This window comes from Blastococcus tunisiensis (assembly GCF_900112815.1).
GTDB classification, from domain to species: domain Bacteria; phylum Actinomycetota; class Actinomycetes; order Mycobacteriales; family Geodermatophilaceae; genus Blastococcus_B; species Blastococcus_B tunisiensis.
Genome location: NZ_FOND01000020.1, coordinates 25,257 through 40,007 on the forward strand (window position 1 = coordinate 25,257; position 14,751 = coordinate 40,007).

14 protein-coding genes are annotated in these 14,751 nt (G+C 74.4%); 9 read left to right on the forward strand and 5 right to left on the reverse strand.

The features are described from left to right. Window positions 1–142: 142 nt before the first annotated feature. Together BM142_RS20045 and BM142_RS20050 are read left to right on the forward strand one after the other, a co-directional pair. Window positions 143–1,081 (forward strand): hydroxymethylglutaryl-CoA lyase, encoded by a 939-nt coding sequence (locus BM142_RS20045; RefSeq protein WP_092202572.1) that lies wholly within the window; start codon window positions 143–145, stop codon window positions 1,079–1,081. Further along, window positions 1,078–1,596, forward strand: coding sequence for a flavin reductase family protein (locus BM142_RS20050; RefSeq protein ID WP_254791096.1), 519 nt, complete (start codon window positions 1,078–1,080; stop codon window positions 1,594–1,596). The genes BM142_RS20045 and BM142_RS20050 overlap by 4 nt, the downstream gene beginning before the upstream one ends. Before the next feature lie 13 nt (window positions 1,597–1,609). Here BM142_RS20050 and BM142_RS20055 read toward each other — a convergent pair whose 3' ends face one another. Then, window positions 1,610–3,928: a SpoIIE family protein phosphatase gene (locus BM142_RS20055; RefSeq protein WP_092202574.1), complete on the reverse strand. Its 2,319-nt coding sequence runs from the start codon at window positions 3,926–3,928 to the stop codon at window positions 1,610–1,612. A 159-nt stretch (window positions 3,929–4,087) separates the two neighbouring features. Here BM142_RS20055 and BM142_RS20060 point away from each other — a divergent pair, with 159 nt between their 5' ends. Then, window positions 4,088–4,831, forward strand: coding sequence for a hypothetical protein (locus BM142_RS20060; RefSeq protein WP_175527385.1), 744 nt, complete (start codon window positions 4,088–4,090; stop codon window positions 4,829–4,831). Here BM142_RS20060 and BM142_RS20065 read toward each other — a convergent pair. Then, window positions 4,753–5,253 (reverse strand): hypothetical protein, encoded by a 501-nt coding sequence (locus tag BM142_RS20065; RefSeq protein ID WP_254791097.1) that lies wholly within the window; start codon window positions 5,251–5,253, stop codon window positions 4,753–4,755. The two genes, BM142_RS20060 and BM142_RS20065, sit on opposite strands and share 79 nt — an antisense overlap. Next, window positions 5,246–5,611 carry a hypothetical protein gene (locus tag BM142_RS20070; RefSeq protein ID WP_092202576.1) on the reverse strand — a complete coding sequence of 122 codons (366 nt, stop codon included), beginning with the start codon at window positions 5,609–5,611 and terminating at the stop codon, window positions 5,246–5,248. The genes BM142_RS20065 and BM142_RS20070 overlap by 8 nt, the downstream gene beginning before the upstream one ends. 260 nt (window positions 5,612–5,871) lie before the next feature. Between BM142_RS20070 and BM142_RS20075 the strand changes: the two genes are divergently transcribed. The 3 genes from BM142_RS20075 (at window position 5,872) to ngg (ending at window position 11,078) form a co-directional block, all read left to right on the forward strand. Further along, complete coding sequence (locus BM142_RS20075) at window positions 5,872–7,347, forward strand: S8 family serine peptidase (RefSeq protein WP_092202578.1); 1,476 nt, start codon at window positions 5,872–5,874, stop codon at window positions 7,345–7,347. Between the two features lie 175 nt (window positions 7,348–7,522). Beyond that, window positions 7,523–9,307: an N-acetylglutaminylglutamine amidotransferase gene (locus BM142_RS20080; RefSeq protein WP_092202580.1), complete on the forward strand. Its 1,785-nt coding sequence runs from the start codon at window positions 7,523–7,525 to the stop codon at window positions 9,305–9,307. A 10-nt stretch (window positions 9,308–9,317) separates the two neighbouring features. Further along, window positions 9,318–11,078: an N-acetylglutaminylglutamine synthetase gene (gene ngg, locus BM142_RS20085; RefSeq protein WP_217640816.1), complete on the forward strand. Its 1,761-nt coding sequence runs from the start codon at window positions 9,318–9,320 to the stop codon at window positions 11,076–11,078. Window positions 11,079–11,106: 28 nt separating this feature from the next. Here ngg and BM142_RS20090 read toward each other — a convergent pair whose 3' ends face one another. Next, window positions 11,107–11,466, reverse strand: coding sequence for a helix-turn-helix transcriptional regulator (locus BM142_RS20090; protein WP_092202582.1), 360 nt, complete (start codon window positions 11,464–11,466; stop codon window positions 11,107–11,109). Window positions 11,467–11,642: 176 nt separating this feature from the next. Between BM142_RS20090 and BM142_RS20095 the strand changes: the two genes are divergently transcribed. Further along, the gene (locus tag BM142_RS20095; protein WP_092202584.1) at window positions 11,643–12,677 is read left to right on the forward strand and encodes a TerC family protein; all 1,035 of its coding nucleotides are present in this window, start codon (window positions 11,643–11,645) and stop codon (window positions 12,675–12,677) included. Window positions 12,678–12,828: 151 nt separating this feature from the next. Here the strand turns inward: BM142_RS20095 and BM142_RS20100 are convergent, their stop codons facing one another. Further along, a complete protein-coding gene (locus BM142_RS20100; protein ID WP_217640817.1) occupies window positions 12,829–13,926 on the reverse strand; it encodes a CaiB/BaiF CoA transferase family protein in 1,098 nt (365 codons plus the stop codon). 102 nt (window positions 13,927–14,028) lie between these two features. Here BM142_RS20100 and crcB point away from each other — a divergent pair, with 102 nt between their 5' ends. Both crcB and BM142_RS20110 read left to right on the forward strand, forming a co-directional pair. After that, on the forward strand, window positions 14,029–14,400 hold the full coding sequence (gene crcB / locus BM142_RS20105; RefSeq protein WP_092202586.1) for a fluoride efflux transporter CrcB: 372 nt from the start codon (window positions 14,029–14,031) through the stop codon (window positions 14,398–14,400). Continuing rightward, the gene (locus BM142_RS20110) at window positions 14,397–14,750 is read left to right on the forward strand and encodes a fluoride efflux transporter FluC (protein ID WP_092202588.1); all 354 of its coding nucleotides are present in this window, start codon (window positions 14,397–14,399) and stop codon (window positions 14,748–14,750) included. The genes crcB and BM142_RS20110 overlap by 4 nt, the downstream gene beginning before the upstream one ends. Window position 14,751: the final 1 nt, after the last annotated feature.

The window sequence follows — 14,751 nt, forward strand, 5'->3', positions numbered from 1 at the left end:
CGGCGTTGGACCGCACGGAACCGTTCCGAGTCGTCGGATCGGGGCCGCGCCGCGGCCCGGACCTGTGCCGGGGGGTTCCGCCCGCGGCCGTCGGCCGTGGGGTGGAGGATGCGGGGGACCACTGACAACGGAGGAGTCCGGTGTGATCGAGTTCGACCTGGTGCTGCCCACGGCGGTCGACATCCGCGAGGTGGGCATGCGGGACGGTCTCCAGCTGGAGGCGCCGCTCCCCCTCGACGCGAAGCTGGCCATGCTGGAGGCCCTGGTCGCCACGGGCGTCCGGCGGATCGAGGCGACGTCGTTCGTCTCCCCCAAGGCCGTGCCCGCCCTGGCCGACGCCGACCAGGTGGCCGCGGAGCTGTCCCGCTGGGGCGGGGTCCACTGGTCGGCGCTGGTCGCCAACGCCCGGGGAGCGGTGCGCGCGGTGGACGCCGGGGTGGCCGACCTGGAGTACGTCGTGTCGGCGACCGACGGGCACAGCCGCGCCAACGCCGGTCGGCCGACGGCCGCGGCGGTCGCCGCCGTCGGGGAGATCGCCGAGCTGGCGCACGGGGCCGGCGGGTCGCTGGAGGTCATCATCGCCACGGCCTGGGACTGCCCCTTCGACGGCCGCACGCCGATCCCCCGCACCGTCGACGTCGCGCGGGCCGCCGTCACCGCCGGCGCCGACCAGCTCTGCCTGGGCGACACCATCGGCACCACCACCCCGCTGCGCGTCGTCCAGCTGCTCGACGCCGTCCGGCGCGCCTGCCCGGGGGTCCCCGTGGGCGTCCACTTCCACGACACCCGCGGCACGGGGCAGGCGAACGCGCTGGCCGCGGTCCAGGCGGGCGTCACCCAGCTGGACGCCTCCGTCGGCGGGCTCGGCGGCTGCCCGTTCGCGCCGGGCGCCAGCGGCAACATCGCCACCGAGGAGCTGGTCTACCTGCTCGAGGAGTCCGGGGTGCGCACCGGCCTGGACCTCGACGCCGTCCTCGCCGCCGCCCGCGTCACCGAGGACGCCGTCGGCCACGAGCTGCCCAGCTCGCTGTACCGCGCCGGCGGGCGCTCGGTCCCCCGCCCGGCCCCCGTGGCGTCGTGACGGGGGTGCCGGCCCCGGACGGCGCACCGCCGATCGTCGACCCGCAGGTGATGCGCGACGTCCTCGGGCACTTCCCCTCCGGCGTCACGGTGCTGACCGCGGTCACCGAGGACGGGCCGATCGGCTTCACCTGCCAGTCGTTCAGCTCGCTGTCCCTCGACCCACCGCTGATCGCGTTCGCGCCGGCCCGGACGTCGCGCACCTGGCCGCGGCTGCGCGACATCGGCCGGTTCTGCATCAACGTGCTGGCCGAGGGTCAGGACGCCGTCTCGCAGAACTTCGCCCGCTCCGGCGCCGACAAGTTCGCCGGTGTCCCGTGGACGCCCTCCCTGCACGGTTCGCCGGTCCTGGACGACGTCGTCGCGTGGATCGACGGGGAGCTGTGGGCCGAGTACGACGGCGGCGACCACACGATCGTCGTGGCCCGGGTGCTGGACCTCGGGTCGCACGCCGACCGGCGTCCGCTGCTGTACCACCGCGGCTCGTACGGACTGCTGCACCGCGCCGAGGGCTGAGCCGCCGCGCGGCTCAGCCGAAGCGGACGGCGAGCAGCGCGACGTCGTCGCGGTGGTCCAGCGCGCCGCTGACGGCGGCGTCGCAGAGCTCGCGCGGCCCCGCGTCGACCGGCGCGGCGGCGATCCGCTCGCAGAGCTCCTGGATCCCCTGGTCCATGTCCTCGCCCGGCCGCTCGATCAGCCCGTCGGTGTAGGCGACCAGCGTCGAGCCCGCGGGGACGTCGAGGACGACGGTCGAGCGCTGGGCTCCCGCATCGACCCCGACCAGCATCCCGGTGATCTCCGCGAGCACGCGCACCGCGCCGTCCGGGGCGCGCAGCAGTGCCGGCGGGTGCCCGGCGTTGGCCAGGTGCAGCTGCCACGGGCCGCCGGTGGCCCGGGGCCGGACCGCGCGGGCGTAGACGAGGGTGGCCAGCGAGGCCACCTGCAGGCCCTGGACCAGCCGGTCGATCCGCGCGAGCACCCGTCCCGGGTCGGCGTCCTCGGCGTCCCAGATGCAGGCCCGCAGCAGCCCGCGCAGGTGTCCCATCGCCGCCGCGGCCGCGACGTCGTGACCCACGACGTCGCCCACCACCAGGCCGATGGAGTCGTCGGGCAGGTGCAGCAGGTCGTAGAAGTCACCGCCCACGTCGGCCGCGGAGGAGGCGCTGACGTAGTGGGCGGCGGACTCGATGCCCGGGACGTCGGGCAGCACCGGCAGCAGGGAGCGCTGGAGGGTGTCGGCCACGATGTGCTCGCGCTGGTAGAGCCGGACGTTGTCGATCGCCAGGGCCGCCCGGGCGCCCAGGTCGGCGGCGAGGTCGACGTCGTCCTGCGCGAAGGCGCGTCCACCGGGACCCCGCACGAGCGCGATGGCGCCCAGGGTGCGGCGGCGGGCCACCATCGGCACCGTCAGCACGGAACTGCCGCCCAGCCGGGCGAAGGCCTCCCGGGCACCCGGTGAGGTGACCGCCTCCTCGAGGATCTCCGGCGTCACCTCCGCCAGCAGCACCGGCTGCGAGCTGGCCATGCTGCGCCGGCTCGGCGACGCGACGGGCAGGTGCATCACGTGCAGCTCGGTGAAGGTCGCCAGGTCGGCTTCCCGACCGTCCCGGTGCCGGGCCACGGCACTGCGGACGTCGCCGTACTCGTCCAGCAGCGTGAGGTAGACCCAGTCGCCGAGCCGGGGCACGCACAGCCGGGCGAGCCGGTCCAGCAGCTCCCCCATGTCCAGGGTCGCGATCAGGGCGCTCGTCGCCTCGGCCATGAGCGTCAGGCGCCCCTGGGCACGCTCGGCCGCGGTCCGGGCGTGCTCGGCGTCGCTGCGCGCCTGCTCGGCGACGGAGCGGGCGAGCTCCGCCTCCTGGCGGGCGGCCTGCTCGGCGGCGAACGCGGCCTCCCGCTCGCGCTCCACCCGCACCCGCTCCGTGACGTCGGTCTGCACCCCCACGAAGCTGACCAGCTCGCCGTTTCCGTCGAACACCGGGCTGACCGACAGCTGGTTCCAGAACGCCGTGCCGTCCTTGCGGTAGTTCAGCAGCGTCGTGGTGACCGTCTCCCGGGTGTCGAGCCCCGCCCGGATCGCGGCGACCGCGGCCCGCTCGGTGGCCGGCCCCTGCAGGAAGCGGCAGTTGCGGCCGATGACCTCGTGCGCCTCGTACCCGGTGACCCTCGTGAACGACGGGTTGACCCAGACGAGCGGGTTGTCCGGGCGCCGGGGGTCGGTGATGGTGAAGGTGATGTCGGTGGCGATGACGGCCCGCTCCCGCAGCGCCTGCAGGTACGCGTCCGGGTCGTCGGTCTCCTCGGCCGTGTCGAGGTGGAGGAACACCACGAGGGAGAGCTGCTCGTCGCTGTCGGCTTGGGACAGCGGGAAGCCGGTCACCCACAGGAGCTGGTCGGTCTGCCCGTCGAGGCCGGCGGCCCCGGCCCGCTGGGGCTCCGTGCTGGTGCCCGGGGCCAGCCGGACGGCCTCGCCGGTCACCGGGCGTCCCTGGGCCACCGTGGACAGCGGGCCGCTGCTGCTCGCCAGTGGCGCACCGGACAGGTCGGTCAGCCCCGCCGCGGCTCCCCAGGTGTCGACGTCCACCGGCAGCCGGACGTTGCCGGCCAGACGCACGGCCGCGGTGTTGGCGTAGACGACGGAGCTGGACCGCTGGTCGATGACCAGCACCGCGACGGGCACGTCGGCCAGCACGCCGGGCAGGCCTGCGTGGGGAGCGCTCCCGTGGTCGGCCAGGACCGCGCTGGCGGCGGTGACGATGCCGACCTGGCGCCCGAAGCCGGCCTCGGGGGTGAGCAGGTCGGTGTCGGCTGTGGGGGGAGACCCGGGACGATCGCGCTCGGACGGCACCGGGACATTTAACCGCGCCGCGGCGGGCCGGTTGCCCGGCCATGACCCGGGTGCACCCGCCGTGGTGTCGCGGAGGCGCGCTCGGGGAACGACGGCTCCGCCCCGTTCGTCACCGGGGTGGGCCACCGGGACATCGCGGTCGGGGCGGGAGGGCACACCATGGGACTGTTCGATCGCCTCTTCGGCCGGCCCCCGCGCGGGCCACGGTACGGATCGGACCGGTACGGATCGGACCGGTACGGATCGGACCGGTACGGATCCGGCCAGCACGGTTCCGCCCGGTACGGGCAGCAGCAGTACCCGCCGCAGGGCGCGCCGTCCGGCCGCCAGGAGCAACTGCCGGACGACCAGGCCATCGCCCGGTACCGGTACCTCCTGCGCACCGCGCCGCCCGAGCAGATCGAGCAGGCGCACACCGAGGCGTTCGGCCGGCTCACCGTCGACCAGCGGCAGCAGGTCCTGGCGCAGCTCGCGGCCGCGGTGCCCTCGGCCGAGCGCCCGCGCACCGACGAGCCGGAGACCCTGGCACGGGTCGCCACGCGTGCCGAGATGCGCAAGCCGGGAACCCTCGAGCGAGCCCTCGGCGGCTACGGGCCGGGCTACGGGCCGGACCAGGGCGCCGGGTACGGCGGGGCGTACGCCGGGCGTCCGGGCGGTCCGGGGATGGGCAGCATGATCGGGGGCAGCCTGCTCGGCACGATCGGCGGGCTCGTGATCGGGACCGCGGTCGCGGACGCGTTCTTCGACTCCGGGGCGGGCGACGGCGGCCTGTTCGGGGGCGGTGACGAGGAGACGTACGCGCAGGGGTTCGAGGACGGCGGCGGCTACTCCGGGGGCGGCGAGTTCGGTGGTGGCGACTTCGGCGGTGGGGATTTCGGGGGCGGGGACTTCGGCGGGTTCTGAGCCGCCGGCCGGCGGCTCAGCAGCAGCAGGCCCAGGACCGGCAGCACCAGGGGCACGAAGTAGTAGCCCCGCCCGAACGCCGACCACACGGTCTCGTCGGGGAACGCGGCGGGATCGATCAGCGACAGCGTCCCGATGGCGAGCACGCCGACGAGCTCCACGGTGATCGCGACCAGGGCGGTCCGCCGCCCGCGCCCGCCGCCCCGGGCCAGGCCGACGGTCGCCACGACGTAGACCGCCGCGGCGAAGGCCGACAGCAGGTAGGCCACCGGGGCCTCGTCGAACCGGGTGCTCAGCTGCACGGTGGCCCGGGCGCCGGCCGCCAGGGCGAAGACGGCGTAGACGACGACGAGCGCACGGACCGCACCCGCGCCTGGCGCGCCCTGGGCGGCCGGGGACCCCAGCGTGCTCCGTTCAGGCACCGGTGCCCTCCCACAGCTGGAGCAGCCGCCACTCCATGACGGCGACCGCGAGCGCCCCCAGTGCCACCTGCGTGCCGGCCCAGCGGGTGGGCTCCGTCCATGCCCAGAGACCGGCGAGCACCGGGATCAGGAGCACGCCGGCCAGGTAGCCCCAGAAGGTGGGGGCGTCGGCGAGGTCGTGCCCGCGGGAGAGGCCGACGAGGACCACCGCCGTCTGCACCAGCAGGACGGCCTCGATCAGCCCGACCGCCACGGCGTGCAGCAGGCCGAACCGCCGGCCCGCCAGCGTCGTCCCGAAGCCGAAGAGCATCACGACGACGGCGACCGCGGACCCGACGCCGACGAGGACCGGCGTCATCGGCAGGGAGAGGGGTGGACGGGGCGCATCACCGGGCCATCCTCTCCCGCTCGCGTGCCGGACCCGCCGCAGGCCCCGCCCGGCCGGCCCGGCCCGCGCCGGGATCAGGTGACCTGATCGTGGCGCGTCCTCCCTCACGGTGCGCGGTGAGGGAGGACGCGCTGCGGGGAGGGAGGACGGTTCCTGTGCCGCGCGGTAACCCTCTGCCTGCGCCGTCGTTGACGCAGGGCACACATCGTCGTGTCCCGCCTGGAGGGCCCATGCGTCGCTCGTCCCGCCGTCTCCTCGGTGCCGCCAGTGGGGCGGTCGTCGTCGCCGCACTCGCCGGCACCCCCGCCTCCGCCGCCCCGCCCGACCCGATCGCGCCGGTCCAGGACTTCCTCGCCGCGCAGCTGGCCGGGCTTCCCGGCGCGGCGCAGGCCACGGTGCTGGTGCACGGCAGCGACATCGCCGCCGCCCGCGACGCCGTCGCGGCGACGGGCATGCGCACGGTCACCGAGTTCGAGCGGATCGGCGTCGCGGTGGCGTCGGGGACGGCCGGGCAGATCGAGGCGGCGCGGACCGAGCGCGGGGTGACCTACCTGGAGGGCAACAGCCCGATCGAGTTCACCCAGGAGACGTCGAACACCGCCACCCGCGGCGCCGAGGCCGTCGCGACCCTCACCGGCGCGGACGGGCGGGCGCTGGACGGCAGCGGCGTCTCGGTGGCCGTCATCGACTCCGGCGTCGACCCCACGCACCCGTACTTCCGCGACGCCGACGGCGGCAGCGCGGTCGTGGCCAACCTGAAGAGCGTCTGCCTGCTCGAGACGACCACCAGCCCGGACTGCGTGCTCCCGGTGCCGGGGTTCCTGGACACCGACACCCTCTCCGGCGGCGGGCACGGCACGCACGTGAGCGGCATCGTCGCCGGCCGGCCGACGACGCTGTCCGACGGCGGCCGGCTCACCGGCGCCGCACCCGGGGCCAGCATCGTCTCCGTCTCCACGGGGGCGGTGCTGCTGATCGTCGGCGCCGACTCGGCCCTGAACTGGGTGCTGGAGAACCACGAGGCCCCGTGCGGCGCCGGGGTGCCGGCGAGCACCTGCCCGCCGATCAAGGTCACCAACAACAGCTACGGCCCCTCCGGCGGCGGCGAGTTCGACCCGGACTCCGCGACGGTGAAGCTGCAGCGGGCGCTGGCGGCCGAGGGCGTGGTCACCGTGTGGGCCGCGGGCAACGACGGCGGCGACGGCTCGGTGTCGCTGACCAACCCGCCCGGTCAGGACCCGACCGGCGGCGTCCTGTCGGTCGCCTCCTACTCCGACCGGGACACCGGCACCCGGGACGGCGGGGTCAGCGACTACTCCTCGCGCGGCGACTCGGCCGACCCCTCCACCTGGCCGGACCTGTCCGCGCCGGGCGAGGACATCACCTCGGCCTGCCGGCCCCAGCTGCCCATCTGCGCCACCGGCCTCGACCCGCGCAACGGCCCCGGGCTGCTCGACGTCGGCACGTTTAACACGATCAGCGGGACGTCGATGGCCGCGCCGCACGTCGCCGGGATCGTCGCGCAACTCTTCCAGGCCGATCCCTCGGCGACCCCCGCCGAGATCGAGGCGGCGCTGAAGGGGACCGCGCACCGGTACGCGGACGGGGCGCCCTACGCGTCGGCCGGGGGATACCCCACGTCGTTCGACAAGGGCACCGGCCTGGTCGACGTCGTCGCCGCGGTGGCCCGCCTCACCGGCAGCTGAGCCCCGCGGCGGAGCCGCCGCCGCCCACGGGGAGGGCCCCGATCCGATAGGTCCGGCGTCCTTCCACCTCCGGGGCCGGCGTTCCACGTGGAACACCGGCCCCGGCGGGTGAGCTGTGCCACCCCGGCCGTCCCGGCGTCGCGTCCGGAAAGCCGCAAGGGTTAGATCAGTACGCATGTGCGGCCTCTGCGGCGAGATCACCTTCGACGGGTCCCTGGCCGACACGACCGCGGTCGCCCGCATGGTCGAGTCGCTGGTTCCCCGCGGCCCGGACGGTCAGGGTTCCTGGAGCAACGGACGGGTCGCCTTCGGGCACCGCCGGCTCTCGGTCATCGACCTCTCCACCTGCGGCTCCCAGCCGATGATCGACAACGAGCTCGGTCTCACCGCCGTCTACAACGGCTGCATCTACGACTACAAGGAACTGCGCGCCGAGCTCGAGGGCCACGGCTACCGCTTCTTCTCGCACAGCGACACCGAGGTGATCCTCAAGGGCTACCACCACTGGGGCACCGACGTGGTGAAGCACCTGCACGGGATGTTCGCCTTCGTCATCCACGAGCGGGACACCGGCCGGGTGGTCATGGCCCGGGACCGGCTGGGCATCAAGCCGCTCTACCTCGCCGAGACCCCGGGCAAGCGGCTGCGCTTCGCCTCGACGCTGCCCGCGCTGCTGCGGGGTGGCGGCGTCGACACCTCGATCGACCCGGTCGCCCTGCACCACTACCTCACCTGGCACGCCGTCGTCCCGGCGCCCCGGACGATCGTCAACGGCGTCCGCAAGCTCCCGCCGGCCACCATGCGGGTCGTCGAGGCCGACGGCACCAGCCGCGAGGAGCGGTACTGGAACGCCACCTACGAGCGCCGTCCCGAGCACGCGACCTGGACCGCGCGCGACTGGGAGGACGCCGTCGAGGACGCGCTGCGGGTGGCGGTCCGCCGGCGGCTGGTCGCCGACATCCCGGTGGGCGTGCTGCTCTCCGGCGGCCTGGACTCCAGCCTGATCGTCGGCCTGCTCGCGCAGGAGGGGCAGGCGGGGCTTGCCACCTACTCGATCGGCTTCGAGTCCGTCGGCGGCCGGGAGGGTGACGAGTTCGCCTACTCCGACGTCATCGCCGAGCACTTCGCCACCGACCACCACCGCATCCGGGTGACCTCCGACGAGCTGTCGGCGGCGCTGGGGCACGCGATCGGCGCCATGGCCGAGCCGATGGTCAGCCACGACGTCGTCGCGTTCGACCTGCTCAGCGAGCGGGTCAGCGAGACCATTCGCGTCGTCCAGTCCGGTCAGGGCGCCGACGAGGTGTTCGCCGGCTACCACTGGTACCCGCCGCTGGCCGGTGCCGGGCGCGAGGAGGCGGTGGAGAAGTACGCGCAGGCGTTCTTCGACCGCGACCACGCCCAGATGCGGTCGGTCGTCTCCGACCGCTATGCCCTCGGCGAGGACCCGAGCCTGGCGTTCGTCCGCGACCACATGTCGCGGCCCGGGGCCGAGACGGCCGTGGACGCCGCGTTGCGCCTGGACAGCGAGATCATGCTCGTCGACGACCCGGTCAAGCGCGTGGACAACATGTCCATGGCCTGGGGGCTGGAGGCGCGCGTGCCGTTCCTCGACCACGACCTGGTCGAGCTCGCCGCGCTGTGCCCACCCGAGCTGAAGCTGGCCGACGGCGGCAAGGGCATCCTCAAGGCCATCGGCCGGCGGATGATCCCGCCGGAGGTCATCGACCGGCCGAAGGGGTACTTCCCGGTCCCGGCGATCACCCACCTGGAGGGCAAGGTGCTCGGTCTGGTGCGCGACGCGCTCGCCTCCGACGCCGCCCGGGACCGCGGCCTGTTCCGCCGCGAGTACGTCGAGGAGCTCCTGACCGACCCGAACGGGGAGCTCACCCCGCTGCGCGGCAACAAGCTCTGGCAGCTCGGCCTGCTCGAGCTCTGGCTGCAGAGCCACGCGGTCTGAGGCGGTCGCCGTGGCAGCCCCACGCGTCGCCGGCCACCGCCGGCGCACCCCGGTGACCCAGACCCCCGTGCTGACCAGCCGGTCGTGGCACGAGCCGTCCGCCCACGAGATCGAGGGCATGGGCGCCGACGTCGTCCTCGACCTCGGCTGGGGGCAGCTGGTGTTCGGCCAGACCTTCCGGGACCAGCGCGGCATCGTCGACGTGCTGCGCGGCGAGGAGACCGGCCGGCGCGACATCTGCGTCTACCCGCGGGATCCGCAGGTGCTCGTGGGGATGGCGCCCGACGAGCTGTTCATCGACCCCTCGCTCACCTACCGGCTCTACCTGCACCGCTACCGCCCCCGGCCCGAGGTGATCCGCGGCGTCTTCGTGCGGACGGTCACCTCCGAGGCCGAGATGGGGGAGATCAACGACCTCTACGCCCGCAACGGGATGGTGATGGCCGACACCGCCACCATGTGGGCCAACCACCGGACCCGCACCTTCACCTACCTGGTCGCCGAGGACACCCGGACCGGGAAGATCGTCGGGACGGTGACCGGGGTGGACCACGGCCTGGCCTTCGGCGACCCCGAGGGCGGGACCAGCCTCTGGTGCCTGGTGGCCGACAAGCAGGACGCGCCGCCGGGCACCGGTGAGGCGCTGGTCCGGGTGCTGGTCGAGCGGTACGTGGCGCGGGGCCGGTCCTACCTCGACCTCTCGGTGCTGCACGACAACACCGCGGCGATCACGCTGTACCGGAAACTGGGCTTCGCGCGGGTGGCCGCCGTCTGCATCAAGCGCAAGAACCCGATCAACACCCCGCTGTTCGCCTCGCGGCCGCCCGGGCTGGAGAAGCTCAACCCCTACGCGACGATCATCGCCGAGGAGGCGCTGCGCCGCGGGATCCGGGTCGAGGTCACCGACGCCGAGTGGGGCGAGATGCGGCTGACGGTCGGCGGCCGCACGGTGCTCACCCGCGAGTCGCTGTCGGAGTTCACCTCGGCCGTGGCGATGAGCCGTTGCGACGACAAGCGGGTCACCCGGCGGATCATGCGCCGGGCCGGCGTCCGGGTGGCCCAGGGCGCGCTGGCCCGCGAGGGCGAGCTCGACGACGCCCGCGTTCTGCTGGCCGACGTCGGCTCGGTGGTCGTGAAGCCGGCCCGGGGGGAGCAGGGCCGCGGGATCACCGTCGGCGTGACCGACGACGACGGCCTCGAGCGGGCCGTGGCGTACGCCCTCCAGTTCTGCCCCGACGTGCTCGTGGAGGAGCTCGTCTCCGGTGACGACCTGCGGGTCCTGGTCATCGACCGGCAGGTCGTGGCCGCCGCCGTCCGCCGTCCGGCCGAGGTGGTCGGCGACGGCCGGCACCCGGTGGTGGACCTGGTGAAGGCGACCAGCCGGCGCCGCGAGCGGGCCACCGGCGGCGAGTCCCGGATCCCGCTGGACGACACGACCGCCGAGGTGGTCGCCGCGGCCGGCTACGCGATGGACGACGTCCCGCCGAACGGCGAGCGCATCCCGGTCCGGCGGACCGCCAACCTGCACACCGGCGGCACCATCGAGGACGTCACCGACCGGCTGCACCCGCACATCGGCGAGGCGGCCGTGCGGGCGGCCGAGTCGCTGGGCATCCCGGTGACCGGCATCGACTTCCTGGTCCCCGCCGTGGACGGCCCCGAGTACGTGTTCATCGAGGCCAACGAGCGGCCGGGGCTGGCCAACCACGAGCCGCAGCCGGTCGCCGAGCGGTTCGTCGACCTGCTCTTCCCCGAGACCCGCCGCCGCTGACCCCGCCCGCCATGATCAGGGCACCTGATCATGGCGCGTCCTCCCTCGCGGTGGGCGGTGGGGGAGGACGCTCGGCGGTGAGGGAGGACGGCCGTTCCCTGCCGAGGAGGTCCAGGAGCCCGTCGACCTCGTGCTGCGCGGTGCTCGGGTGGCGGAAGTGCTGGTGCGGCCGGATCTCGTAGTGCGTCCGACGCCCCCGGCGGGTCCGGACCAGGTACCCGGCCTCCTCCAGGTCCCGCAGGATGCTCAACGCCGCGCGGGGAGTGACGCCGACCTGCGCGGCGACGTCGGCGACGAGGGCGTCCGGGTTCCGCGCCACCGCGAGCAGGACGTGGGCGTGGTTGGTGAGGAACGTCCACGCGGGGCGCCCCGGAGTACTGGTGACCATCCCTCCCCCTTCGTCGTGAACAGTGGCACCGACAGGTGAACTGTGCTTCACTCGTCGGCACAGGAGGGGAGTATCCCCCAGCGTTCCGTCGTCACTACGGCTCCCCGCGGGGCCCGGCGGAACGGGCTCCGGCCGGGAGAGACCTCCAGTTGGCCTACCGACTGGAGGACTCGCGCGTGGACGTATCCCTGTGGCTGTGGCTGGCCGTTCTCGGCCTCATCGTCGGCATGCTGGCCGTCGACCTGTTCGCCCACCGACGCGCCCACGTCATCGGCGTGCGCGAGGCGGCCGCCTGGTCGGCGGTGTGGGTCACGATCGGGATCGCCTTCGGAGCCTGGCTGTGGTGGGCGCACGGGGCCGAGTTCGGTCAGCAGTACTTCGCCGGCTACCTGATCGAGAAGTCCCTCGCCGTCGACAACGTGTTCGTCTGGGCGATCATCTTCACCTTCTTCGCCGTTCCCCGGGAGTACCAGCACCGGGTCCTGTTCTTCGGCGTCCTCGGGGCGCTGGTGTTCCGCGGCGCGTTCATCGCCGGCGGCGCGGTGCTCATCGCCAGCTTCGGCTGGGTCCTCTACCTCTTCGCCGCGTTCCTGCTCTGGACCGGGATCCGGATGCTCCGGCAGCGCGACGAGCACCTGGATCCCTCGACGTCGAAGTCCCTGCGGCTGTTCCGCCGGTACGTGCCGATGACCGACGCGTTCCACGGTCAGCGCTTCGTCGTCCGGCGGGCCGGGGTGCTCGTGGCCACTCCCCTGCTGGCCGTCCTGGTCCTCGTCGAGGTCACCGACGTCATCTTCGCCGTCGACTCCATCCCGGCGATCTTCGCGGTCACCGACGAGCCGTTCCTGGTCTTCACCGCCAATGCGTTCGCCATCCTGGGCCTGCGGGCCATGTACTTCCTGCTGGCCGACCTCATCCACCGCTTCGTGTACCTGAAGACCGGGCTGGCGCTGGTCCTCGTCTGGGTCGGCGTGAAGATGCTGCTCAAGGTCGACGTCCTGTACGTGCCCACGACGGTGAGCCTGGCGGTCGTCACCGTGCTCATCGGCGGTTCCATCGCGCTCAGCCTGCGGGCCACGCGTGGCCAGGGCAGGTCCGCTCTCCGGCCGCCGACCGACCCACCGTTCCGGGTGGCGACGGCGGAGGAGACGGCGGCGCTGGAGCCGGTCTGGCGCCGGTCCCGGGTGGCAACCGGGGATCAGCTGACCTGATCATCGCGCGTCCTCCCTCACGGCCGCCGGTGAGGGAGGACGCCGTCCGGTGAGGGAGGACGCCGTCCGGTGAGGGAGGACGCCGCCCGGTGGGGGCGTCCCCCGGGCCCCCCGCCGGCTCACCAGTGGCTGGGGAGGAGAGGGTGCTCGCTCAGAGGCCGAGCTCGGCGCGGATCTCCTCGTCGTGCTGCCCGGGGTGGGGCACCGAGCCGACGCGACCGGGGGTGGCGGAGAAGCGGGGTGCGACCTCGGGCTGCACGACCCCGTCGACCTCGGTGAACACCCCCCGCTCGCGGTTGTGCCCGTCGCGGGTGGCCTCCAGGAGCGACCAGACCGGCGCGACGCAGGCGTCGGTGCCGGAGAACACCGCCCACCACTCGTCGCGGGTCCGGGCGGCGAAGAGCTCGGTGAAGCGCTCGCGCAGGGCTCCCCACTGGCCCGGGTCGGACCGGTCGGGCAGCGACTCGTCGCCGGCCACCCCGAGCCCCTCGAGCAGGGCTGCGTAGAACTGATCCTCCAGCGCTCCGACAGCGAGGAACTGCCCGTCGGCGCACCGGTAGACGTCGTAGAACGGGGCGCCGGTGTCGAGCAGGTTCACGCCCCGCCGGTCACGCCAGACCCCGGCGTCGAGCATGCCGTGGATCATCGTGGTGAGGACGGCGGTGCCGTCGACGATCGCGGCGTCCACCACCTGCCCCTCCCCCGTCGCCCGGGCGTGCAGCAGCGCGGCGAGCGCACCGAGCGCGAGGAACACTCCCCCGCCGCCGAAATCGCCCAGCAGGTTCATCGGCGGCGCGGGCCGCTCGTCCGGCCGGCCGGTGGCGAACAGCGCCCCGGTCAGCGCGATGTAGCCGATGTCGTGCCCGGCGGTGCTCGCCAGCGGCCCGGTCTGCCCCCACCCGGTCATCCGGCCGTAGACCAGCGACGGCCGCAGCGCCAGCAGCTCCTCGGGGCCGAGGCCCAGCCGCTCCATGACGCCGGGGCGGAACCCCTCGAGCAGCACGTCGGAGCGCTCGACCAGCGCGCGGACGACGGCGATGTCGGCGGGTTCCTTGAGGTCGAGGGCGATCGAGCGCTTGCCGCGGTCGAGCAGCGACGTCGCCCCCAGTGACCCGAGCAGGCCCCCGCGGGCCCCGCGACGGTCGATCCGGACGACGTCGGCGCCCAGGTCGGCCAGCAGCATGCCGCAGAACGGCCCCGGCCCCAACCCGGCGAACTCCACCACCCGCACACCCTGCAGCGGTCCCACGCCGGTCTCCTCCCGGGCACGGGGCCGCCGTCGTGCGACCCTCTCGCAGGGCATGCTGCCCGACGTGATGACCGGCCCGGACACAGGGAGGGCGCACCGCCGATGGCGTACCTGCTGACGGCGCTCGGCGGCGCCCTCGGGGCGCTGGCGCGCTGGTCGGTCGCCGAGGGGTTCGCCGCCGCTCCGGGCTGGCCGTGGGCGACGCTGCTGGTCAACCTGAGTGGCTGCTTCCTGCTCGGCGCCCTCTACGCCGTCCTCGCCGCCCGTCCGCCCGAGCCGGCGTGGGTCCGGCCGTTCGTGGGGGTCGGCCTGCTCGGCGGCTACACGACGTACTCGGCCTTCGCGGTCGAGGTGGTGGAGCTGGTCGAGGACGGCGCCGTCGCCGGAGCCGCCGGGTACGTGCTCGGGTCCGTGGGAGGCGGGGTGGCCGCCGTCGCCCTCGGTGCGCTGGCGGTGCGACGGGTGGTCCGGTGACGCCGCTCCTGGTGGTCCTGGGCGCGGCGGCGGGGGCTCCGCTCCGGCTGCTGGTGACCCGGCTGGCCGCGCGCCGGGGCGGCGAGCCCGCCCGCGGGACGTTCGCGGTGAACGTGGCCGGCAGCGCCCTGCTGGGGGCGCTCCTCGGCTCGGCCGACCCCGCCCCCGCCGTCGTCGCGCTGGTCGGCACCGGGTTCTGCGGAGCTCTCACGACCTTCTCCACGTTCGGCGCGGACGTGCTGCGGCTGGCCGAGGAGCGGACGCTCGTCCGCGCGGTGGGCCACCTGGCGGCGACCCTCGTGGTCGGGATGGGGGCCGCGGCGGCCGGCTATCTGCTCATGTCCGGCTGAT

Coding starts and splice junctions, on each gene's coding strand:
- BM142_RS20060 (WP_175527385.1), top strand. CDS start 4,088: ATGGGACTGTTCGATCGCCTCTTCGGCCGGCCCCCGCGCGGGCCACGG.
- BM142_RS20070 (WP_092202576.1), bottom strand. CDS start 5,611: ATGACGCCGGTCCTCGTCGGCGTCGGGTCCGCGGTCGCCGTCGTCGTG.
- BM142_RS20075 (WP_092202578.1), top strand. CDS start 5,872: ATGCGTCGCTCGTCCCGCCGTCTCCTCGGTGCCGCCAGTGGGGCGGTC.
- BM142_RS20080 (WP_092202580.1), top strand. CDS start 7,523: ATGTGCGGCCTCTGCGGCGAGATCACCTTCGACGGGTCCCTGGCCGAC.
- BM142_RS20090 (WP_092202582.1), bottom strand. CDS start 11,466: ATGGTCACCAGTACTCCGGGGCGCCCCGCGTGGACGTTCCTCACCAAC.
- crcB (WP_092202586.1), top strand. CDS start 14,029: ATGGCGTACCTGCTGACGGCGCTCGGCGGCGCCCTCGGGGCGCTGGCG.